Source organism: Streptomyces sp. NPDC058812, assembly GCF_042744565.1.
Lineage (GTDB): Bacteria > Actinomycetota > Actinomycetes > Streptomycetales > Streptomycetaceae > Streptomyces > Streptomyces thinghirensis.
In genome coordinates this window covers 219,642-237,829 of the sequence record NZ_JBHYOB010000007.1, presented here as the reverse complement: position 1 = coordinate 237,829, position 18,188 = coordinate 219,642, and the positions used below count along the sequence as shown (strand labels likewise).

14 protein-coding genes are annotated in these 18,188 nt (G+C 71.6%); 11 read left to right on the top strand and 3 right to left on the bottom strand.

Annotated elements, in window-relative coordinates:
• The first annotated feature begins 139 nt into the window (after positions 1 to 139).
• From tkt to ACFW48_RS16750, 7 genes are read left to right on the top strand one after another with little or no spacing between them, the layout of a single operon-like run.
• Entirely contained in the window at positions 140 to 2,224 is a 2,085-nt protein-coding gene (gene tkt, locus ACFW48_RS16780; RefSeq protein WP_386315297.1) for a transketolase, read from the top strand.
• A gap of 59 nt (positions 2,225 to 2,283) precedes the next feature.
• Positions 2,284 to 3,429: a transaldolase gene (tal, locus tag ACFW48_RS16775; RefSeq protein ID WP_386315295.1), complete on the top strand. Its 1,146-nt coding sequence runs from the start codon at positions 2,284 to 2,286 to the stop codon at positions 3,427 to 3,429.
• Positions 3,426 to 5,204 carry a glucose-6-phosphate dehydrogenase gene (gene zwf, locus ACFW48_RS16770; protein ID WP_386315293.1) on the top strand — a complete coding sequence of 593 codons (1,779 nt, stop codon included), beginning with the start codon at positions 3,426 to 3,428 and terminating at the stop codon, positions 5,202 to 5,204. Before tal ends, zwf begins: the two co-directional genes overlap by 4 nt.
• Positions 5,201 to 6,136 carry a glucose-6-phosphate dehydrogenase assembly protein OpcA gene (gene opcA, locus ACFW48_RS16765; protein WP_386315292.1) on the top strand — a complete coding sequence of 312 codons (936 nt, stop codon included), beginning with the start codon at positions 5,201 to 5,203 and terminating at the stop codon, positions 6,134 to 6,136. Before zwf ends, opcA begins: the two co-directional genes overlap by 4 nt.
• Positions 6,129 to 7,793 (top strand): glucose-6-phosphate isomerase, encoded by a 1,665-nt coding sequence (gene pgi / locus ACFW48_RS16760; protein WP_386315291.1) that lies wholly within the window; start codon positions 6,129 to 6,131, stop codon positions 7,791 to 7,793. Before opcA ends, pgi begins: the two co-directional genes overlap by 8 nt.
• 1 nt (position 7,794) lies before the next feature.
• Entirely contained in the window at positions 7,795 to 8,676 is an 882-nt protein-coding gene (gnd, locus tag ACFW48_RS16755) for a phosphogluconate dehydrogenase (NAD(+)-dependent, decarboxylating) (protein ID WP_386315289.1), read from the top strand.
• 56 nt (positions 8,677 to 8,732) lie between these two features.
• Positions 8,733 to 10,193, top strand: a complete 1,461-nt coding sequence (locus ACFW48_RS16750; protein ID WP_386315287.1) for a membrane-associated oxidoreductase — start codon at positions 8,733 to 8,735, stop codon at positions 10,191 to 10,193.
• On the opposite strand, the gene ACFW48_RS16745 is transcribed toward ACFW48_RS16750, so the two are convergent.
• Complete coding sequence (locus ACFW48_RS16745; RefSeq protein ID WP_386315285.1) at positions 10,180 to 11,976, bottom strand: TIM barrel protein; 1,797 nt, start codon at positions 11,974 to 11,976, stop codon at positions 10,180 to 10,182. The two genes, ACFW48_RS16750 and ACFW48_RS16745, sit on opposite strands and share 14 nt — an antisense overlap.
• Before the next feature lie 15 nt (positions 11,977 to 11,991).
• Positions 11,992 to 12,870: a shikimate dehydrogenase gene (locus tag ACFW48_RS16740; protein ID WP_386315283.1), complete on the bottom strand. Its 879-nt coding sequence runs from the start codon at positions 12,868 to 12,870 to the stop codon at positions 11,992 to 11,994.
• Positions 12,871 to 13,030: 160 nt separating this feature from the next.
• Here ACFW48_RS16740 and ACFW48_RS16735 point away from each other — a divergent pair, with 160 nt between their 5' ends.
• The 3 genes from ACFW48_RS16735 (at position 13,031) to ACFW48_RS16725 (ending at position 16,618) form a co-directional block, all read left to right on the top strand.
• Positions 13,031 to 13,696, top strand: coding sequence for a TetR/AcrR family transcriptional regulator (locus ACFW48_RS16735; protein WP_386315281.1), 666 nt, complete (start codon positions 13,031 to 13,033; stop codon positions 13,694 to 13,696).
• 162 nt (positions 13,697 to 13,858) lie between these two features.
• Positions 13,859 to 15,217: an MFS transporter gene (locus ACFW48_RS16730; protein WP_386315279.1), complete on the top strand. Its 1,359-nt coding sequence runs from the start codon at positions 13,859 to 13,861 to the stop codon at positions 15,215 to 15,217.
• A gap of 165 nt (positions 15,218 to 15,382) precedes the next feature.
• Positions 15,383 to 16,618 carry a serine hydrolase domain-containing protein gene (locus ACFW48_RS16725; protein WP_386315277.1) on the top strand — a complete coding sequence of 412 codons (1,236 nt, stop codon included), beginning with the start codon at positions 15,383 to 15,385 and terminating at the stop codon, positions 16,616 to 16,618.
• 14 nt (positions 16,619 to 16,632) lie between these two features.
• On the opposite strand, the gene ribA is transcribed toward ACFW48_RS16725, so the two are convergent.
• Entirely contained in the window at positions 16,633 to 17,295 is a 663-nt protein-coding gene (gene ribA / locus ACFW48_RS16720) for a GTP cyclohydrolase II (protein WP_386315275.1), read from the bottom strand.
• A 64-nt stretch (positions 17,296 to 17,359) separates the two neighbouring features.
• Here ribA and ACFW48_RS16715 point away from each other — a divergent pair, with 64 nt between their 5' ends.
• The gene (locus ACFW48_RS16715) at positions 17,360 to 18,118 is read left to right on the top strand and encodes a creatininase family protein (protein ID WP_386315274.1); all 759 of its coding nucleotides are present in this window, start codon (positions 17,360 to 17,362) and stop codon (positions 18,116 to 18,118) included.
• Positions 18,119 to 18,188: the final 70 nt, after the last annotated feature.

Sequence of the window (18,188 nt, the reverse complement as noted above, 5' to 3'; positions counted from 1 at the left end):
CACCCGTGCGCCCGGACGCCGGGGCGTGTCCCAGTTTCACCACAGGCTGGCACACCTCGACCTTCACTCTCAAAAGTCAGACTTTTAAGTTTGAACACGTCAGACCAGTTCCTTCGCTCCGATCGAGGATTTCTTGAAGATGAGCACGCACACAGTGGACGGCGCGGACCGCTTCGAATGGACCGAACTCGACCGGCGTGCCGTCGACACCGCCCGAGTTCTCGCGGCCGATGCCGTGCAAAAGGTCGGGAACGGCCATCCCGGCACGGCGATGGCCCTGGCCCCGGCGGCCTACACGATCTTTCAGAAGGTGATGCGGCACGACCCCGCCGACCCCGAGTGGACCGGCCGCGACCGCTTCGTCCTCTCCCCCGGCCACACCTCACTGACCCTCTACACGCAGCTCTACCTCGCCGGGTACGAGTTGGAGCTGGACGACCTGAAGGCGTTCCGCACGCACGGCTCGAAGACGCCCGGCCACCCGGAGTACGGGCACACCGCGGGCGTGGAGACGACGACCGGCCCGCTCGGCCAGGGTGTCGCCAACGCGGTGGGCATGGCGATGGCCGCCCGCTACGAGCGCGGCCTGTTCGACCCGCAGGCCGAGGAGGGCGAGTCCCCGTTCGACCACACCATCTGGGCGATCGTCTCCGACGGCGACCTCCAGGAGGGCGTCTCCGCCGAGGCGTCGTCGATGGCCGGTCACCAGCGGCTCGGCAACCTCGTCCTCCTCTACGACGACAACCACATCTCCATCGAGGGCGACACCGCGACCGCGTTCTCCGAGGACGTGCTGAAGCGCTACGAGGCCTACGGCTGGCACGTGCGGCGCGTCGAGCCCGCCGAGAGCGGCGACGTGGACACGCACGCGCTGTACACGGCGCTCAGGTCGGCGCAGGCCGAGACCGGGCGCCCCTCCATCATCGCCATGCGCACGATCATCGCCTGGCCCGCCCCCAACGCGCGGAACACCGAGGCCTCCCACGGCTCCGCCCTCGGCGAGGACGAGGTCGCCGCCACCAAGCGCGTCCTCGGCTTCGATCCGGAGCGGTCCTTCGAGGTGGCCGACGAGGTCCTCGCCCACACCCGCAAGGCCCTGGACCGGGGCGCCGAGGCGCACGCCGCCTGGGACAAGCGGCTCGCCAAGTGGCGCGGCGACCAGCCCGAGCGCGCCGGACTGTTCGACCGCGTGGTCGCCGGCCGGCTGCCCGAGGGGTGGGAGGACGCCCTGCCGGTGTTCGAGACCGGCAAGTCCGTCGCCACCCGCGCCGCCTCCGGCAAGGTCCTCCAGGCGCTCGGCCCGGTCCTGCCCGAGCTGTGGGGCGGCTCCGCCGACCTGGCCGGCTCGAACAACACCACGATCGACAGGACCAGCTCCTTCCTCCCCGAGGGCAACCCGCTGCCGGAGGCCGACCGTTACGGCCGCACCGTCCACTTCGGCATCCGCGAGTTCTCGATGGCCGCGGAGATGAACGGCATCGCCCTGCACGGCAACACCCGCGTCTACGGCGGCACCTTCCTGGTCTTCTCCGACTACATGCGCAACGCGGTGCGCATGTCCGCCCTGATGCAGTTGCCGGTGACATACGTGTGGACGCACGACTCCGTGGGCCTCGGCGAGGACGGACCGACCCACCAGCCGGTCGAGCACCTGGCCGCGCTGCGCGCCATCCCCGGTCTGAACGTCGTACGCCCGGCGGACGCCAACGAGACCGCGACCGCCTGGGCCGAGATCCTCAAGCGGCACTCCACCCACCCGGCCCCGCACGGCCTCGCGCTCACCCGCCAGGGCGTACCGACGTACGAGCCCAATCCGGACGCGGCGCGTGGCGGCTACGTCCTCGCCGAGGCCTCCACCGGCGCCCCGGAGGTCGTCCTGATCGCCACCGGCTCCGAAGTGCGGCTCGCCGTGGCCGCGCGGGAGGCGCTGGAGGCGGAGGGGACGCCCACGCGGGTGGTGTCGATGCCGTCCGTGGAGTGGTTCGAGGAGCAGCCGCGCGAGTACCGCGAGAGCGTGCTGCCGCCGTCCGTGAAGGCCCGGGTTGCCGTGGAGGCCGGTATCGGGCTCACCTGGCACCGGTTCACCGGGGACGCGGGCCGCATCGTCTCCCTGGAGCACTTCGGCGCCTCCGCCGACGCCGAGACCCTGTTCACCGAGTTCGGCTTCACCGCAGAGCACGTGGCCGCCGCCGCCAGGGAGTCCCTGGCCGCCGCCCGCGGCTGAGCCGACCGGACACGACCGAAAACACCACAAAGCACTGGAAAGCACCACAGAAAGAGAAGATGATCACTGTGCCCGAAGCAACCGCGACCGCGGGAGCGCTGCGACGCCTGTCCGAGGCGGGCGTCTCCATCTGGCTGGACGACCTGTCGCGGCGGCGGATCGAGTCCGGCAACCTCGCCGAACTGATCGAGACGAAGAACGTCGTCGGGGTCACCACCAACCCGTCGATCTTCCAGGCCGCCATCGGATCCGGCGAGGGCTACGAGGAGCAGCTCGCGGACCTGGCGACCCGGGGCGTCACCGTCGACGAGGCGGTCCGCATGATGACCACCGCCGACGTCCGTGCCGCCGCCGACGTGCTGCGCGACGTGTACGACGCCACCGGCGGCCGGGACGGCCGGGTCTCCATCGAGGTCGACCCGCGTCTCGCCCACGACACCCGGGCCACGATCGCCGAGGCCCGCCAGCTGGCCTGGCTCGTCGACCGCCCCAACGTGATGATCAAGATCCCGGCGACGAAGGCCGGTCTCCCGGCGATCACCGAGGCCGTCGGCGCCGGCATCAGCGTCAACGTCACGCTGATCTTCTCCCTGGAGCGCTACCGCGAGGTCATGGACGCCTACCTCGCCGGCCTGGAGAAGGCGCAGGCGGCCGGGCTCGACCTCGCGGCCATCCACTCCGTCGCCTCCTTCTTCGTCTCCCGCGTCGACAGCGAGATCGACAAGCGCCTGACGCTGCTGGGCACGGACGAGGCGCTCGCCCTGAAGGGGAGGGCGGCGCTGGCCAACGCGCGGCTGGCCTACGAGGCGTACGAGAACGTCTTCGCCGGTGACCGCTTCACCGCCCTCGCCGGGGCCCGCGCCAACCCCCAGCGCCCCCTGTGGGCGTCGACCGGGGTGAAGGACCCGGCATTCCGGGACACCCTGTACGTGGAGGAGCTGGTCGCTCCCGGCACCGTGAACACGATGCCGGAGGCCACCCTGCACGCCGCCGCCGATCACGGCGACGTGCAGGGCGACACGGTCACCGGTGGTTACGCCCAGGCCCGGGCGGACCTCGCGGCCGTGGAGCGGCTCGGCATCTCGTACGACGAGGTGGTGCAGCAGCTGGAGCAGGAGGGCGTGGCCAAGTTCGAGGTGGCCTGGCAGGACCTGCTGGACGCCGTGACGAAGTCCCTCGACAGCAAGGGAGTTGACGGGGAATGAGCGAGGACCTTCCCGCTACGACGGTCCACGAGACCAAGGCGACGAAGGAGGCCAAGGAGTCGAGGACGGCGCAGGAGGCCGCGGGGCCGTCGCACGCCCAGGAGGCCGATGAGTCCGGGACCGCCAAGGCCTCGAAGCCGGCCAGGACGGCCAGGTCCGCCCGGACCGCGAAGAAGTCCGGGACGGCCGGCGCCGCCAAGGGCGCGAAGGCGGACGCGGTGGACGCGAAGGCCGTGACGCCCGTCGCGCCCCTCGACTGGAGCAACCCCCTGCGCGATCCCCAGGACCGGCGCCTCCCCCGCATCGCGGGCCCGTCGGGACTGGTCATCTTCGGTGTCACCGGCGACCTCTCCCGCCGGAAGCTGATGCCGGCCGTCTACGACCTGGCCAACCGCGGCCTGCTGCCGCCGGGCTTCTCCCTGGTCGGCTTCGCCCGCCGGGACTGGGAGAACCAGGACTTCGCCCAGGTCGTGCACGACGCCGTCAAGGAGCACGCGCGCACGCCGTTCCGCGAGGAGGTCTGGCAGCAGCTCGCCGAGGGCATGCGCTTCATCCCCGGCGACTTCGACGACGACAACGCGTTCGAACAGCTGCGCAAGGCCGTCGAGGAGCTGGACGCCTCCCGCGGCACCAGCGGCAACTACGCCTTCTACCTCTCGGTGCCGCCGAAGTTCTTCCCGAAGGTCGTCCAGCAGCTCAAGAAGCACGGGCTGACCGACGCCCCGGACGGCTCCTGGCGCCGCGCGGTGATCGAGAAGCCGTTCGGGCACGACCTGGGCAGCGCCCGCGACCTGAACGCGCTGGTGCACGAGGTCTTCGACCCGGAGCAGGTCTTCCGCATCGACCACTACCTGGGTAAAGAGACGGTCCAGAACATCCTGGCGCTGCGCTTCGCCAACCAGATGTACGAGCCGATCTGGAACCGGTCCTACGTGGACCACGTGCAGATCACGATGGCCGAGGACATCGGCATCGGCGGCCGGGCCGGCTACTACGACGGCATCGGCGCCGCCCGCGACGTCATCCAGAACCACCTGCTCCAGCTGCTCGCGCTGACCGCGATGGAGGAGCCCGCCTCCTTCGACGCGGCGTCGCTGCTCACCGAGAAGCTGAAGGTGCTGAGGGCGGTGCGGCTGCCGGACGACCTCGGCGAGCACACCGTGCGCGGGCAGTACGCGGGCGGCTGGCAGGGCGGCGCGCAGGTGCCCGGCTACCTGGAGGAGGAGGGCATCGACCCGGCCTCCACGACCGACACCTACGCGGCCATCAAGCTGGGCATCGACAACCGCCGCTGGGCGGGCGTCCCGTTCTACCTGCGCACCGGCAAGCGGCTGGGCCGCCGGGTGACGGAGATCGCGGTCGTCTTCCAGCGGGCCCCGCACTCCCCCTTCGACTCCACCGCGACGGAGGAGCTGGGCGAGAACGCGATCGTCATCCGCGTCCAGCCGGACGAGGGCATGACGGTGCGGTTCGGCTCCAAGGTGCCGGGCACGTCGATGGAGATCCGGGACGTGTCCATGGACTTCGCGTACGGCGAGTCGTTCACGGAGTCCAGCCCGGAGGCGTACGAACGGCTGATCCTGGACGTCCTGCTGGGCGACGCCAACCTGTTCCCCCGTCACCAGGAAGTGGAAGAGTCCTGGCGGATCCTCGACCCGATCGAGGGGTACTGGGCCGCGCACGAGAAGCCCGCGCAGTACGCCGCGGGCGGCTGGGGACCGCGGGAAGCCGACGAGATGCTCGCACGAGACGGACGGAGCTGGCGCAGGCCATGAGGATCGACCTGACCGACACCACGGCAAGCAAGATCAACAAGGCGCTGGTGCAGGGCCGCCGGGCCATCGGCACCCCGGCCGTGGGCATGGTGCTCACGCTGGTGATCGTCACGGACGAGGAGAACGCCTACGACGCGGTCAAGGCGGGCGAGGAGGCCTCGCACGAGCATCCCTCGCGCACCCTGGTCGTCATCAAGCGTCACCCCCGCAACCTGCGCGACCGCACCCGCTCGCACCTCGACGCGGAGGTCCGGGTGGGCTCCGAGGCCGGCACCGGCGAGACGGTCGTGCTGCGCATGTACGGGGAGGTGTCCGAGCACGCCGACTCGGTGGTACTGCCGCTGCTGCTGCCGGACGCCCCGGTCGTCGTGTGGTGGCCGGTGGAGGCACCGGACGACCCCGCGGGGGACCCGCTGGGCGCGCTGGCGCAGCGCAGGATCACCGACCTGTACGCGGTCGAGCGGCCGATGGAGGTCCTGGAGCGCCGGGTCCGCGCGTACACGCCCGGCGACACCGACCTCGCCTGGACCCGGCTGACGCTGTGGCGCTCCATGCTGGCCGCGGCGCTGGACCAGGCCCGGGTGCCGGTGACCTCGGCGACCGTGGAGGCCGAGGCCGAGAACCCGGCCGCCGAGCTGCTGGCACGCTGGCTGGAGGCGCGGCTGCACGTCCGGGTCGACCGCGTGGTCACCGACGGTCCGGTCGTCACGGCCGTCCGCCTCGGCACCGCGAACGGCGAGATCGTCATCGACCGGCCCGAGGGACCGATCGCCACGATGACCCTGCCCGACCAGCCCCCGCGCTCCCTCGCGCTCAAGGTCCGCTCGACCGCCGAACTCATCGCCGAGGAGCTCAGGCGCCTCGACGCGGACGATATGTACGCCGTCGCCCTGCGCGGCGAGGCCGGCAAGGAGACCCCCGTCCATGTCTGACACCCCGAAGCTCGACCGACGGCCCGAGTGGACCGCGCTGGCGGACCACCGCAAGGACGCGCTGCCGCAGCCGGACCTGCGCGAGTTGTTCGCCTCGGACCCCGGGCGGGCGGAGCGGTACGTCGTGCGCGTCGGTGACCTGCGCATCGACTACTCCAAGAACCTGGTCACCGACGACACGCTGGCCCTGCTGCGGGAACTCGCCGCCGCCACCGGCGTCTTCGACCTGCGCGACGCCATGTTCCGCGGCGAGCGGATCAACATCACCGAGGACCGGGCGGTCCTGCACACCGCCCTGCGCGCCCCGCGGGACGCGGTGATCGAGGTCGACGGCGAGAACGTCGTCCCCAAGGTGCACGCCGTGCTGGACCGCATGACCGACTTCGCCGACCGGGTCCGTTCCGGTGAGTGGACCGGGCACACCGGCAAGCGCATCCGCAACGTCGTCAACATCGGCATCGGCGGCTCCGACCTCGGTCCGGCGATGGCGTACGAGGCGCTGCGGGCCTTCACCGACCGCTCGCTGACGTTCCGGTTCGTGTCGAACGTGGACGGTGCCGACCTGCACGAGGCGGTCCGGGACCTGGACCCGGCGGAGACCCTGTTCATCGTGGCGTCCAAGACGTTCACCACCATCGAGACGATCACGAACGCGACCTCGGCGCGCTCGTGGCTGCTGGCCGGACTGGACGGCGCCGCAAAGGGCGACGAGAAGGCGGTCGCCAAGCACTTCGTAGCGCTGTCGACGAACGCCGAGAAGGTCGCCGCGTTCGGCATCGACACGGCCAACATGTTCGAGTTCTGGGACTGGGTCGGCGGCCGGTACTCGTACGACTCGGCGATCGGCCTCTCCCTGATGATCGCCATCGGCCCGGACCGCTTCCGGGAGATGCTCGACGGCTTCCGCATCGTCGACGAGCACTTCCGCAACACCGAGGCCCCGGACAACGCCCCGCTGATCCTGGGCCTGCTGGGCGTCTGGTACGGCAACTTCTTCGACGCCCAGTCGCACGCGGTCCTGCCGTACAGCCACTACCTGTCGAAGTTCACGGCCTACCTCCAGCAGCTCGACATGGAGTCCAACGGCAAGTCGGTCGACCGCGACGGGCGTCCGGTGGAGTGGGAGACCGGTCCGGTGGTCTGGGGCACGCCCGGCACCAACGGGCAGCACGCCTACTACCAGTTGATCCACCAGGGCACCAAGCTCATCCCGGCCGACCTGATCGGCTTCGCCCGGCCCGTCGCCGAACTGAGCGACGAGCTGAAGGCCCAGCACGACCTGCTGATGGCCAACCTCTTCGCCCAGGGACAGGCGCTGGCCTTCGGCAAGAGTGCCGAGGAGGTCCGGGCGGAGGGCGTGCCCGAGGAGCAGGTGCCGCACCGCACCTTCCGGGGCAACCACCCCACCACGACCGTCCTGGCCACCGAGCTGACCCCGTCCGTCCTCGGCCAGCTGATCGCGCTGTACGAGCACAAGGTGTTCGTCCAGGGCGCGATCTGGAACATCGACTCCTTCGACCAGTGGGGCGTCGAGCTCGGCAAGGTGCTGGCCAAGCGCGTCGAGCCCGCCCTCACCGAGGGTGCTGACGTGCCCGGTCTCGATCCGTCCACGGCCGCGCTGGTGGCCGCCTACCGCGAACTGAAGGAAGTGCACTGACATGCAGATCGGTCTTGTTGGTCTCGGCAAGATGGGCGGCAACATGCGCGAGCGTCTGCGCAACGCCGGCCACACCGTCGTCGGATACGACACCAATCCCGAGCGGGCCGACGTCGGCAGTCTGGTCGACCTGGTCGAGCGACTGGAGCGGCCGCGCGCGGTCTGGGTGATGGTCCCGGCCGGCGCCGCCACGCAGCACGTCATCGACCAGCTGGCGAACCTGCTCAGGCACGGTGACACCGTCATCGACGGCGGCAACTCCCGCTGGACGGACGACGAGAAGCACGCCGAGGAGCTGGCCAAGCGCGGCATCAACTTCGTCGACGCCGGTGTCTCGGGCGGCGTGTGGGGGCTGAAGAACGGCTACGCCCTGATGGTCGGCGGCGAGAAGGAGGTCGTCGACGACCTCGAGCCCATCTTCGACGCCCTCAAGCCCGAGGGCCCGTACGGCTACGTGCACGCGGGCAAGGTCGGCGCCGGGCACTTCTCCAAGATGGTCCACAACGGCATCGAGTACGCCATGATGCAGGCGTACGCCGAGGGCTGGGAGCTGCTGGAGAAGGTCGACTCCGTGGACAACGTCCGCGAGGTCTTCCGGTCCTGGCAGGAGGGCACCGTCATCCGCTCCTGGCTCCTCGACCTGGCCGTCAACGCCCTCGACGAGGACCACCACCTCGACGAGTTGCGCGGCTACGCGGAGGACTCCGGCGAGGGCCGCTGGACCGTCGAGGCGGCCATCGACAACGCCGTGCCGCTGCCCGCGATCACGGCCTCCCTCTTCGCGCGGTTCGCGTCCCGGCAGGACGACTCGCCGCAGATGAAGATGATCGCCGCGCTGCGCAACCAGTTCGGCGGGCACGCGGTGGAGGCCGCCAAGAAGTAGGCGGCACGGAAAGCGCGTTGACGTGATCGGCCGGTTCGGGTCAGAGTCCCTCCCTGATGGAGATCAACGACCTGACACCGGCCGAGGCGCGCGTCTGGCGGGCGTTCGCCACGGGCACCGCGGTGGACTTCCGCGCCGCCGACGACGAGGACCCGGCCGACGGCGGTGCCTGGGGCCCCGAACGGACCGTACGCGCCGGTGTGCTGCGGGCACTGCTCCTGGACGGCCCCCGGGAGGACGGCGAGGTGGCCGCGCTGAACCTGGCGGGCGCGCGCGTCACCGGGCCGCTGGAACTCCAGTACGCGACGGTCGACCACCCCGTGCGGCTGCGGCACTGCCACTTCGACGACGTGCCCAGGCTCTACGCGGCCCGGCTGCGCGAGGTGAACCTGAGCGAGTCCGTCCTGCCCGGCCTGATCTCGCACGCCGTCCGGGTGGACGGCGTACTGCGGCTGACCCGCGCCCGGTTCGGCGGGATGGTGCGGCTCGGCGGCGCGGAGATCACCAGCAGCCTGTACCTGGAGAGCACGGAGATCCACGCGCCGGACACCGAGGGGCCGGTGCTCCAGCTGAACCAGGCGGTACTGGGTGCCGACCTGTGGGCGCCGGGGCTTCGGGCCCGGGGCACCGTGCGGCTCGACGGCGCCCGGGTGGCCGGGACGGTCAATCTCACCGACGCGGTACTCGACCGGCCGGACGGCACCGCCCTGCAGGCCGAGACGCTCGCCGCCGAGGCCGATGTGCTCATGCGGCATGCCGAGGTGCGGGGCCGGCTGGAGTTCCGCGGTGCGCGCATACCCGGTCGGCTGGACCTGTCGCAGGCACGCCTGGTCAATCCCGGGGGAACCGCGCTGCGCGCGAGCAGTTGCGTGATCGGTGAACTGTGGCTGCGCCAGTGCCCGACGGTGGAAGGCACCCTCAACCTGCGCCGCTCCCAGGTGGAGGTGCTGTTCGTCGAACCGGAGGTGGTACCGCGCTGGGTCCAGCTGAACGACCTCACCTACACGTCGCTCATCCCGCACGAGCCCGCCGAGCGGCGGCTGCCGATGCTGGAGCGCGGCGACAGCTATCTGCCCTTCACCTACGAGCAGTTGACCGCCTCCTACCGCCGGATCGGCGACGACGACGCGGCCCGGCTGGTCCAGCTCGCCAAGCAGCGCCGGCACCGCCGCACCCTGCCCTGGTACGGCCGGGTCTGGGGACTGCTCCAGGACGCCGCCGTCGGCTACGGCTTCCGTCCGCTGCGGGCCGGCGGCTGGCTGCTGTCGCTGCTCGCGGTCGGCTCGGTCGCGTACGGCCTGCGGCACCCGCCGCCGCTCAAGCCTGCGGAGTCCCCCGACTTCAACCCGGTGTTCTACACGCTGGACCTGCTGCTGCCGGTGATCTCCTTCGGTCAGGAGAGCGCGTTCGCGCCCGAGGGCTGGTACCAGTACCTCGGTTACGTCCTGATCGTCATGGGCTGGATCCTGGCCACCACCGTCGTCGCCGGTGTCACCCGCACCGTCAGCCGCCAGTGAACCCCCGCACCGCGTGCTGCGCGGCCAGCCGGACCGGGGCGTTGGCCGCGCCGTAGCCGCGGTAGCCGCCGCCCCGCTGGACGAGTTCGAAGAAGACCCGGCCGACGGTGTGCGTGTAGCAGTGCCGGAAGGTGCCGTGCGCGTCGCGGTCGTAGAGGATGCCCAGCTCCCGGTACGTCTCCAGCTCGCCGTCGGCGAACTCGAAGCGGGCGGCGAGGTCGTCGTAGTAGTTGCCGGGGATCGGGAGCAGCGGCCCGCCCGCGGCGCGGAAGCGGCGGGCGGCGGCGACCACGTCGTCGGTGGCCAGGGCGATGTGCTGGGCGTGCGCGGTGTCGTCGGTGGGTGCCGCGCCGACGGTCAGGACGATGCGGACCCCGCCGTCGTCGGTGGTGACGGCGCGGCTGCGCAGCAGGCCGTAGGGGTCGGCGACGTCCACGCTCTCCTGCGGTCGCAGCCCGAGGACGCCGCGGTGGAAGAGCACCGCCTCGTCGAACTGGTGCCAGGGCTGGGTGAGGGAGAGGTGGTCGACGCGCCAGTCCCGGTCATCCTCGGCAGTGGCCTCCGTGTCCTCGAAGTCCGCCCGCCAGTCGGGCAGTCCGGGGCGCTTGGTGGCGCAGAAGAACAGCTCCGTGCCGTCGGGCGCGGCGACCGCCTCCAGCGGGGCGTCGCCGGGGGCGCGGCGGCGCGGCAGCACCGGAGCGAGCAGGGCCTCGGCGCGGCGGGCCGCCCCGGCGGGGTCGGGCGACTCCAGGCCGACGGCGGCCAGCCGGGTGCCGTCGCGGCGTTCGGCCGGTCCGGTGTTGACCAGGAGGCGGGCGTCGCCCCGCTGCCACAGGTCGACGGGTTTGCCGCGGTGGCGTGCGGTGCGGGCGAAGCCCAGCGCGCCGAGGACGGCCGAGACGGGTGCGGCGTCGGGCGTGACCAGTTCGGCGAAGGCGACCCCGGTGGGCGGAGTGGGGGCGGGCGGCGCGGTGAGGCCGGCCGTCTCCTGGAGCGTCAGCAGGGAGCGCTGGGCGTCCACGGCCGTGGGGCCGGCCTCGGACTGCCGGAAGACGTCGTTGAAGACCTCCAGGGACAGCGGACCGTCGTAACCGGCGCGCAGTACGTGCCGCAGCAGCCCGGCGACGTCGAAACCGCCCTGGCCGGGGAAGCAGCGGTAATGGCGGCTCCACTGGAGGACGTCCATCGCGAGCAGCGGGGCGTCGGCGAGCTGGAGGAAGAAGATCTTCTCTCCTGGGATGTCCTCGATGCCCCCCGGGTCACTGCCCCGGGAGAGGATGTGGAAGCTGTCCAGGCAGGTGCCGAGCGCGGGGTGCCCGGCGGCCTCGACGACGCGCCAGGCGTGGTCGTAGGTGCTGATGTGCCGGCCCCAGGCGAGCGCCTCGTAGGCGACGCGGACGCCGTGGTCCTCGGCCAGGCCGGCGAGCCGGCTCAGCTGCTCGGCGGCGAGCGCGTCGTCGTCCACGGCGTGCGGGGAGACGCTGGAGCAGACCAGGACGGTGTCCGCGCCGAGCCTGCGCATCAGCTCGAACTTGTGCCGGGCGCGTCGTAGCGCGCGGGCGAACTCGTCCTCGGGCAGTGCCTCGACGTCCCGCATGGGCTGGTAGAGGTCGATGGTGAGGCCGAGGTCGGCGCAGCGGGCGCGGATCTCCTCGGGGGTCAGGGGGCTGGCCAGCAGGTCGTTCTCGAAGATCTCCACGCCGTCGAAGCCGGCCAGGGAGGCGGCCGTGAGCTTCTCGGTGAGGGATCCGCTGAGGGAGACGGTGGCGATGGACGTCCGCACGTGGCTACCTCTTTCCTACTGCGGGGCCCCGAGGGCGCCCGCCAGGTCGGTGATGTCGGCGAGCATCCGCACGGCGTCGGGTTCCCGCCCGGTGAACAGCCGGAACGCGTCCGCGGCCTGGAAGACGGCCATGCCGCCGCCGTCGAGCGTGGCGCAGCCCAGCGCGCGGGCGGTGCGCAGCAGCTCGGTCTCCAGCGGGCGGTAGACGACCTCGGCGATCCACAGCCCCGGGTGGAGCAGTTCGGCGGGCAGCGGCAGCCCGGGGTGGGCGGCCATGCCGGTGGGGGTGGCGTGCACGATGCCGTCGGCCCGGGTCAGCGGCCCGGCCAGCCGGTCCGGGGTGGCGTGGGCGGCGCGGCCGTCCCCGAAGTGGCGGTTCAGCTGGGCGGCGAGGGTGGCGGCACGCTCGGGCATCGCGTCGACGACGGTGACCCGCCCGGCGCCCAGGGTGAGCGTGGCGTGGGCGACGGCCGCGCCCGCGCCACCGGCGCCGAACTGCACGATCCGCTCCAGCGGCGCGTCGGGCAGCCCGCGGGCGAAGGAGGCGGCGAAGCCGGTGACGTCGGTGTTGTGGCCGGTGGCGCGGCCGGTGTCGTCGAAGACGACGGTGTTGACCGCGCCGAGCGCCTCGGCCTGCGGGGCGAGGGCGTCCAGGTGCTCGATGACGAGCTGCTTGCAGGGGTGGGTGATGTTCAGCCCGTCGAAGCCCAGGTCCCGGGCCGCGCGCAGCAGGTCGCCCACCGCCTCGGGCCGGACACCGAGGGTGTCGATGTCGATCAGCCGGTACAGGTAGCGCAGCCCCTGCCGGCCGGCCTCCCGTTCGTGCAGTGCCGGGCTGAGCGACGGGCCGATGCCGGAGCCGATCAGCCCGACGAGATACGAGTCCTTGGCCACCGGGGACCTCCTGAGCGGCTCGGGCTGCTGCCCGAGCGACCAATGTACGAACCAGTACGTTAGTCATAGCAGGAGGGCGGGACGTGGGGGAAGCCCGAGCCTTCTAGAATCACCGGCACGCCCCAGCCCGCAGTCCCTGCCCCGCAGCCGGAGGAACCCGATGACCAGCGTCGACGAACCGGCACGAGCCGCCACGCGCACCCGCGACGCCGCCCGCACCCGGGCCGAGATCCTCGACGTGGCGACGCGCGAGTTCGCCCGGGCCGGCTACGACGGGGCCCGCGTCGACGAGATCGCCGCCCGCACCCGCACCACCAAGCGGATGATCTATTACTACTTCGGCGGCAAGGAGCAGCTGTTCACGGCCGTGCTGGAGCGGGCGTACGGCGTGATCCGGGAGGCCGAGCAGCAGCTCGACGTCGAGCACCTGGACCCGGTGGCCGCCATCCGGCGCCTCGCGGAGGTGACCTTCGACCACCACGAGCGGCACCCCGACTTCATCCGCCTGGTGAGCATCGAGAACATCCACGACGCCGAGCACATCGCGTCCTCGGAGATGCTGGCCAGCATCGGCTCGCCGGCGCTCGACGTGATCCGCCGGATCCTGGCGGACGGGCGGCGGTCCGGCCTGTTCACGGCCGACGTCGACGCCGTCGACCTGCACGCGATGATCAGCTCCTTCTGCTTCTTCCGGGTCGCCAACCGGCACACCTTCGGCGCCCTGTTCGGCCGCGACCTGGTCGCCCCGGAACAGCGCGAGCACTACCGGGCCATGCTCGGCGACATGGTGATCGCCTACCTCACGGCGGAGCGCGCGGCGGACTGACCGCCGCGGCGGCGGAACGGCGGGACCTCTTGACACACGGGAAACGTGCGCGCAACATCCCTTCCCAACCGCGACTAACTATCCAGTGGGTTAATTAGCCGATCGGCACTTCTCCCCTCCGCTCACTCCGCCTACCGTGGAGCCCCCCGAAGGAGCAACGCCGTGTCCGTCCCCGCCCCCGCGTCCCAGGGCGCCGCCCCGCCCGGCCAGCCGAAGAAGGCGGCGACCGCCGCCTGGATCGGCAGCGCACTCGAGTACTACGACTTCTTCATCTACGGCAGCGCCGCCGCGCTGATCTTCCCGGAAGTCTTCTTCGACGAGTCCGACCCGGCCACCGCGACCCTGCTGTCGCTGGCCACCTTCGGTGTCGCGTATGCCGCCCGTCCGGTCGGCGCCTTCTTCCTCGGCCACATCGGCGACCGCATGGGCCGCAAGAAGATCATGGTCTTCACGCTGATCCTGATGGGCGTGTCGACGTTCCTCATCGGCTGTCTGCCCACGCGCGACCAGGTCGGCACCCTCGCCCCGGTCCTGCTGGTGCTCTGCCGCGTCCTGCAGGGCATATCGGCGGCGGGCGAGCAGGCCAGCGCCAACTCCATGACGCTGGAACACGCCCCACCGCACAAACGCGGCTTCTTCACCAGCTTCACCCTCAGCGGCACCCAGGGCGGGCAACTGCTCGCCACGCTGGTCTTCCTCCCCATCGCCGCGCTCCCCGAGGACCAGCTGCTGGCCTGGGGCTGGCGCGTGCCGTTCTGGCTGAGCGTCGTGGTCGCGATCGTCGGCTACGTCATCCGCCGCAAGCTGGACGAGACGCCGGCCTTCGCGCAGCAGGCCGCCACGGAGGGCGTCGCGAAGATGCCGCTGGCGGTGCTGGCGCGCGACCACTGGGCGGACGTACTGCGGGTGGTCGCGGGCGCGCTCATCGCCTCGGTCAGCACGATCTTCACGGTCTGGGCGCTGGCGTACGCCACCAGTGACTCGGTCGGCATGTCCCGTACCGCGATGCTGTGGGTGGGCGCACTCGCCAACGTCGTCGCGCTCGCCGCGATCCCGCTGTGGGCGACGCTGTCCGACCGCATCGGCCGGCGTCCGGTGTTCCTGATCGGCGCGGTGGGCAGCGCGGTGACGATGTTCCTGTACCTGTGGGCGATCTCGACCGGCTCCTACCCGCTGACGTTCCTCACGGGCATCGTCGCCTTCGGCGTCGTCTACAGCGCCGCGAACGGCGTGTGGCCCGCCTTCTACGGCGAGATGTTCTCCACCCGGGTCCGGCTGTCCGGCGTGGCGATCGGCACCCAGATCGGCTTCGCGGTGGCCGGGTTCGCGGTGACCTTCGCCGGGCGGATCGCCGGTCCGGACGGCGACGACTGGTTCGCGGTGTCGCTGTTCACGGCGGCGCTGTGCGTCCCGCCGGTGGTCGCCGCGCTCTCGGCCCGGGAGACCCACAGGGTCCCGACGGAGGAGCTCGGCGAGCGTGCCCGCCCGGAGGCGGCACAGCCGGAGACGGTGACGGCCTGACGCCTTCGGGCGGCTGCCCGCCGCCCTCCCCGGCGAGGCCGTGGTGCCGGAATGCCACGCGGCGGGGCGCGCCGGTGCACACCGGCGCGTACGGCGGGTCATCAGGCCTGAAGTCGCGTGCGCGGGGTATGCCGGACCCACCTCGACGTACGACCAAGGAGGGCGATGGTGACGGCACCACTGCGGCGGGAGGTCGACCCGGGTGCGGCCGGGCTGGATCCGAAGGCGCTGGACCGGCTCGACCGGCACTTCGCCCGGCAGGTCGACGAGGGCCGGCTGCCCGGGTTCCTGGTGGCCGTCGCCCGTGGCGGACGGGTCGCCCACCTGACGGTGCACGGCCGGCGGGACATCGCGGCCGGGCTGCCCGTGGCGGCCGACACGCTGTGGCGGCTCTACTCCATGACCAAGCCGGTCACGTCCGTGGCCGCGCTGATGCTGGTGGAGGAGGGCCGGCTGTCGCTCGACGACCCGGTGGCGCGGTACCTGCCGGCCTTCGCCGAGCCGCGGGTGTACGTGGGAGGGTCCGCACACGACGTCATCACCCGGCCGGCCGCCGGACCGGTCCTCGTACGGCATCTGATGACCCACACCGCCGGGCTGACCTTCGGCTTCTACCACGCCCACCGGGTCGACGAGCTGTACCGCGCGGCCGGCCTGGAGTCGTCGGTGCGGCCGGGCGCGGGTCTGGCCGAGACGGTCGACCTGTACGCGAGCCTGCCGTTGCAGTTCGAGCCGGGCACGCAGTGGAACTACTCGGTGGCCAGCAACGTGCTGGGGCGGCTCGTGGAGGTGGTGTCCGGGCAGCCGCTCGACACGTACTGCGCCGAGCGTGTCTTCGGGCCGCTCGGCATGACGGACACCGGCTTCCACGTCACCGACGAGCAGGCCGGCCGGCTGGCCGAACTGTACGGCGAGACGGACGGCGGTGGCATCGAGCCGGTCCCCGGGCTGCCGCTGCGGGGCCGGCCGCGGTTCCTGTCGGGCAGCGGCGGCCTGGTCTCGTCCGCGTACGACGTGCACCGCTTCGCGGAACTCCTGCGGCGCCGGGGCGAACTCGACGGTGTCCGCCTGCTCTCCCCCGGGACGGTGGACCTCATGACCCGCAACCACCTGCCCGGCGGCGCCGACCTGCGCGCCTGCGGCAGCCGCCCGGCGCACGACGAACCCGGCAACGACGGTGTCGGCTTCGGCCTCGGCGTCTCCGTGGTGATCGACCCGACGCGCACCCAGGCCCCCTCCGGGCTCGGCACGTACGGCTGGAGCGGGGTGGCGACGACCACCTTCTGGGTCGACCCGGGCCGTGATCTGACGGTGCAGTTCATGACCCAGGTACGGCCGAAGTCCTCGCACACGGTCTACCCGGACCTCAAGCGGCTCGTGCACGAGGCCGTCACCGACTGATCCGGCCCCTGGAGTCAGGACGACACATGCGCCACCGCGTCCAGGTGGGGCAGATGGTGGTCGAGCCGCTCCCGCTTGGTGCGCAGATAGGTGATGTTGCTCTCGCACGGCGGTATCAGCAGCGGCACCTGCTCGGTGACCTCGATGCCGTGGCGCACCAACGCCTCCCGCTTGCGCGGGTTGTTGGACATCAGGCGCACGGACCGCACCCCGAGGTCGTCCAGGATGCGGGCGGCGACGCCGTAGTCGCGGGCGTCCACCGGCAGGCCGAGGGCGAGGTTCGCCTCCACCGTGTCGAGGCCCTCCGCCTGCAACGCCATCGCGCGCAGTTTGGCGAGCAGCCCGATGCCGCGGCCCTCGTGCCCGCGCAGATAGACCACGACGCCGCCGCCCGCCGCGGCCACCTCCCGCAGTGCGCGGGCGAGTTGGGCGCCGCACTCGCAGTGCTGGGAACCGAACGCGTCACCGGTCAGGCACTCCGAGTGCAGCCGGGTCAGCACGCCGTCGGCGCCCGGATCGCCGTGGACCAGTGCCACTTGCTCGTCACCGCGCTCGTGGTCGAAATAGCCGAATGCCCGGAATTCGCCGTACACGGTGGGCAGCGGCGTCACCACGACCCGCTCCACATCCGTGCGCTGCGACGCTTTCTTGCCGAGTACACCAATTTTTTCTGTCATGATTCTCGCGTTCCTCAACAGACTGCTCAACAGTTTCTCGACCGAGACGAAAGGCCGTGCGGGAATGGATGTTTCACTGGTGCCGGCGGACACGAGCGAGGACGTGCGCAGGCGGGGCTGCGGGGTTCCGCGACAGGTGGCGGTGCTGCCGGTCGGAAGTTTCGAACAGCACGGCCCGCACCTGCCGCTGGCGACCGACACGCTCGTCGCGTGCGCCGTCGCCCGGGAGATCGCCGCCGCGTACCCGGTGCACCTGCTCCCACCGGTGACGATCGGCTGCTCCCACGAGCACGCGGACTGGCCGGGGACCGTCAGCATCTCCTCGGTGACCCTTCACGCGGTGGTGCGGGACATAGCCGACTCGCTGCGCCGCTCGGGCGTCGACGCCCTGGTGGTGGTCAACGGGCACGGCGGAAACTACGTGCTGGGCAACGTCGTCCAGGAGTCCTCCGCGCGCGGCGGACGGATGGCGCTGTTCCCGGCCGCGGAGGACTGGGAGACGGCTCGGGAGCGGGCGGGGGTGGCCACGTCGCTGCTCACCGACATGCACGCGGGGGAAATCGAGACCTCCATTCTTCTGCACACGCACCCCGAATACGTCCGGCCCGGTTACGAGGCCGCCGATTTCGTCGCGGACGACCGGCGTCATCTGCTCTCCCTCGGTATGTCCGCCTATACCGATTCCGGTGTCATCGGGCGCCCTTCACTGGGTTCGGCGGAAAAGGGGAAGGAACTGCTGGCGAGTCTCGCGGATTCCTTCGGAGCGTGTTTCTCGCTGCTGACGTCGGTGACGGTCACGGCGCCCGGTGGTGAGCGCGGGTAGTGCCCGTCGGGCGCGCGGTGCGGGGCGGAGCGGCCGCGCAGCCCCTCGCCCCAGCGGACCACGAGAACGG

Coding starts and splice junctions, on each gene's coding strand:
- tkt (WP_386315297.1), top strand. CDS start 140: ATGAGCACGCACACAGTGGACGGCGCGGACCGCTTCGAATGGACCGAA.
- tal (WP_386315295.1), top strand. CDS start 2,284: ATGATCACTGTGCCCGAAGCAACCGCGACCGCGGGAGCGCTGCGACGC.
- zwf (WP_386315293.1), top strand. CDS start 3,426: ATGAGCGAGGACCTTCCCGCTACGACGGTCCACGAGACCAAGGCGACG.
- opcA (WP_386315292.1), top strand. CDS start 5,201: ATGAGGATCGACCTGACCGACACCACGGCAAGCAAGATCAACAAGGCG.
- pgi (WP_386315291.1), top strand. CDS start 6,129: ATGTCTGACACCCCGAAGCTCGACCGACGGCCCGAGTGGACCGCGCTG.
- gnd (WP_386315289.1), top strand. CDS start 7,795: ATGCAGATCGGTCTTGTTGGTCTCGGCAAGATGGGCGGCAACATGCGC.
- ACFW48_RS16750 (WP_386315287.1), top strand. CDS start 8,733: ATGGAGATCAACGACCTGACACCGGCCGAGGCGCGCGTCTGGCGGGCG.
- ACFW48_RS16735 (WP_386315281.1), top strand. CDS start 13,031: ATGACCAGCGTCGACGAACCGGCACGAGCCGCCACGCGCACCCGCGAC.
- ACFW48_RS16725 (WP_386315277.1), top strand. CDS start 15,383: ATGGTGACGGCACCACTGCGGCGGGAGGTCGACCCGGGTGCGGCCGGG.
- ribA (WP_386315275.1), bottom strand. CDS start 17,295: ATGACAGAAAAAATTGGTGTACTCGGCAAGAAAGCGTCGCAGCGCACG.
- ACFW48_RS16715 (WP_386315274.1), top strand. CDS start 17,360: ATGGATGTTTCACTGGTGCCGGCGGACACGAGCGAGGACGTGCGCAGG.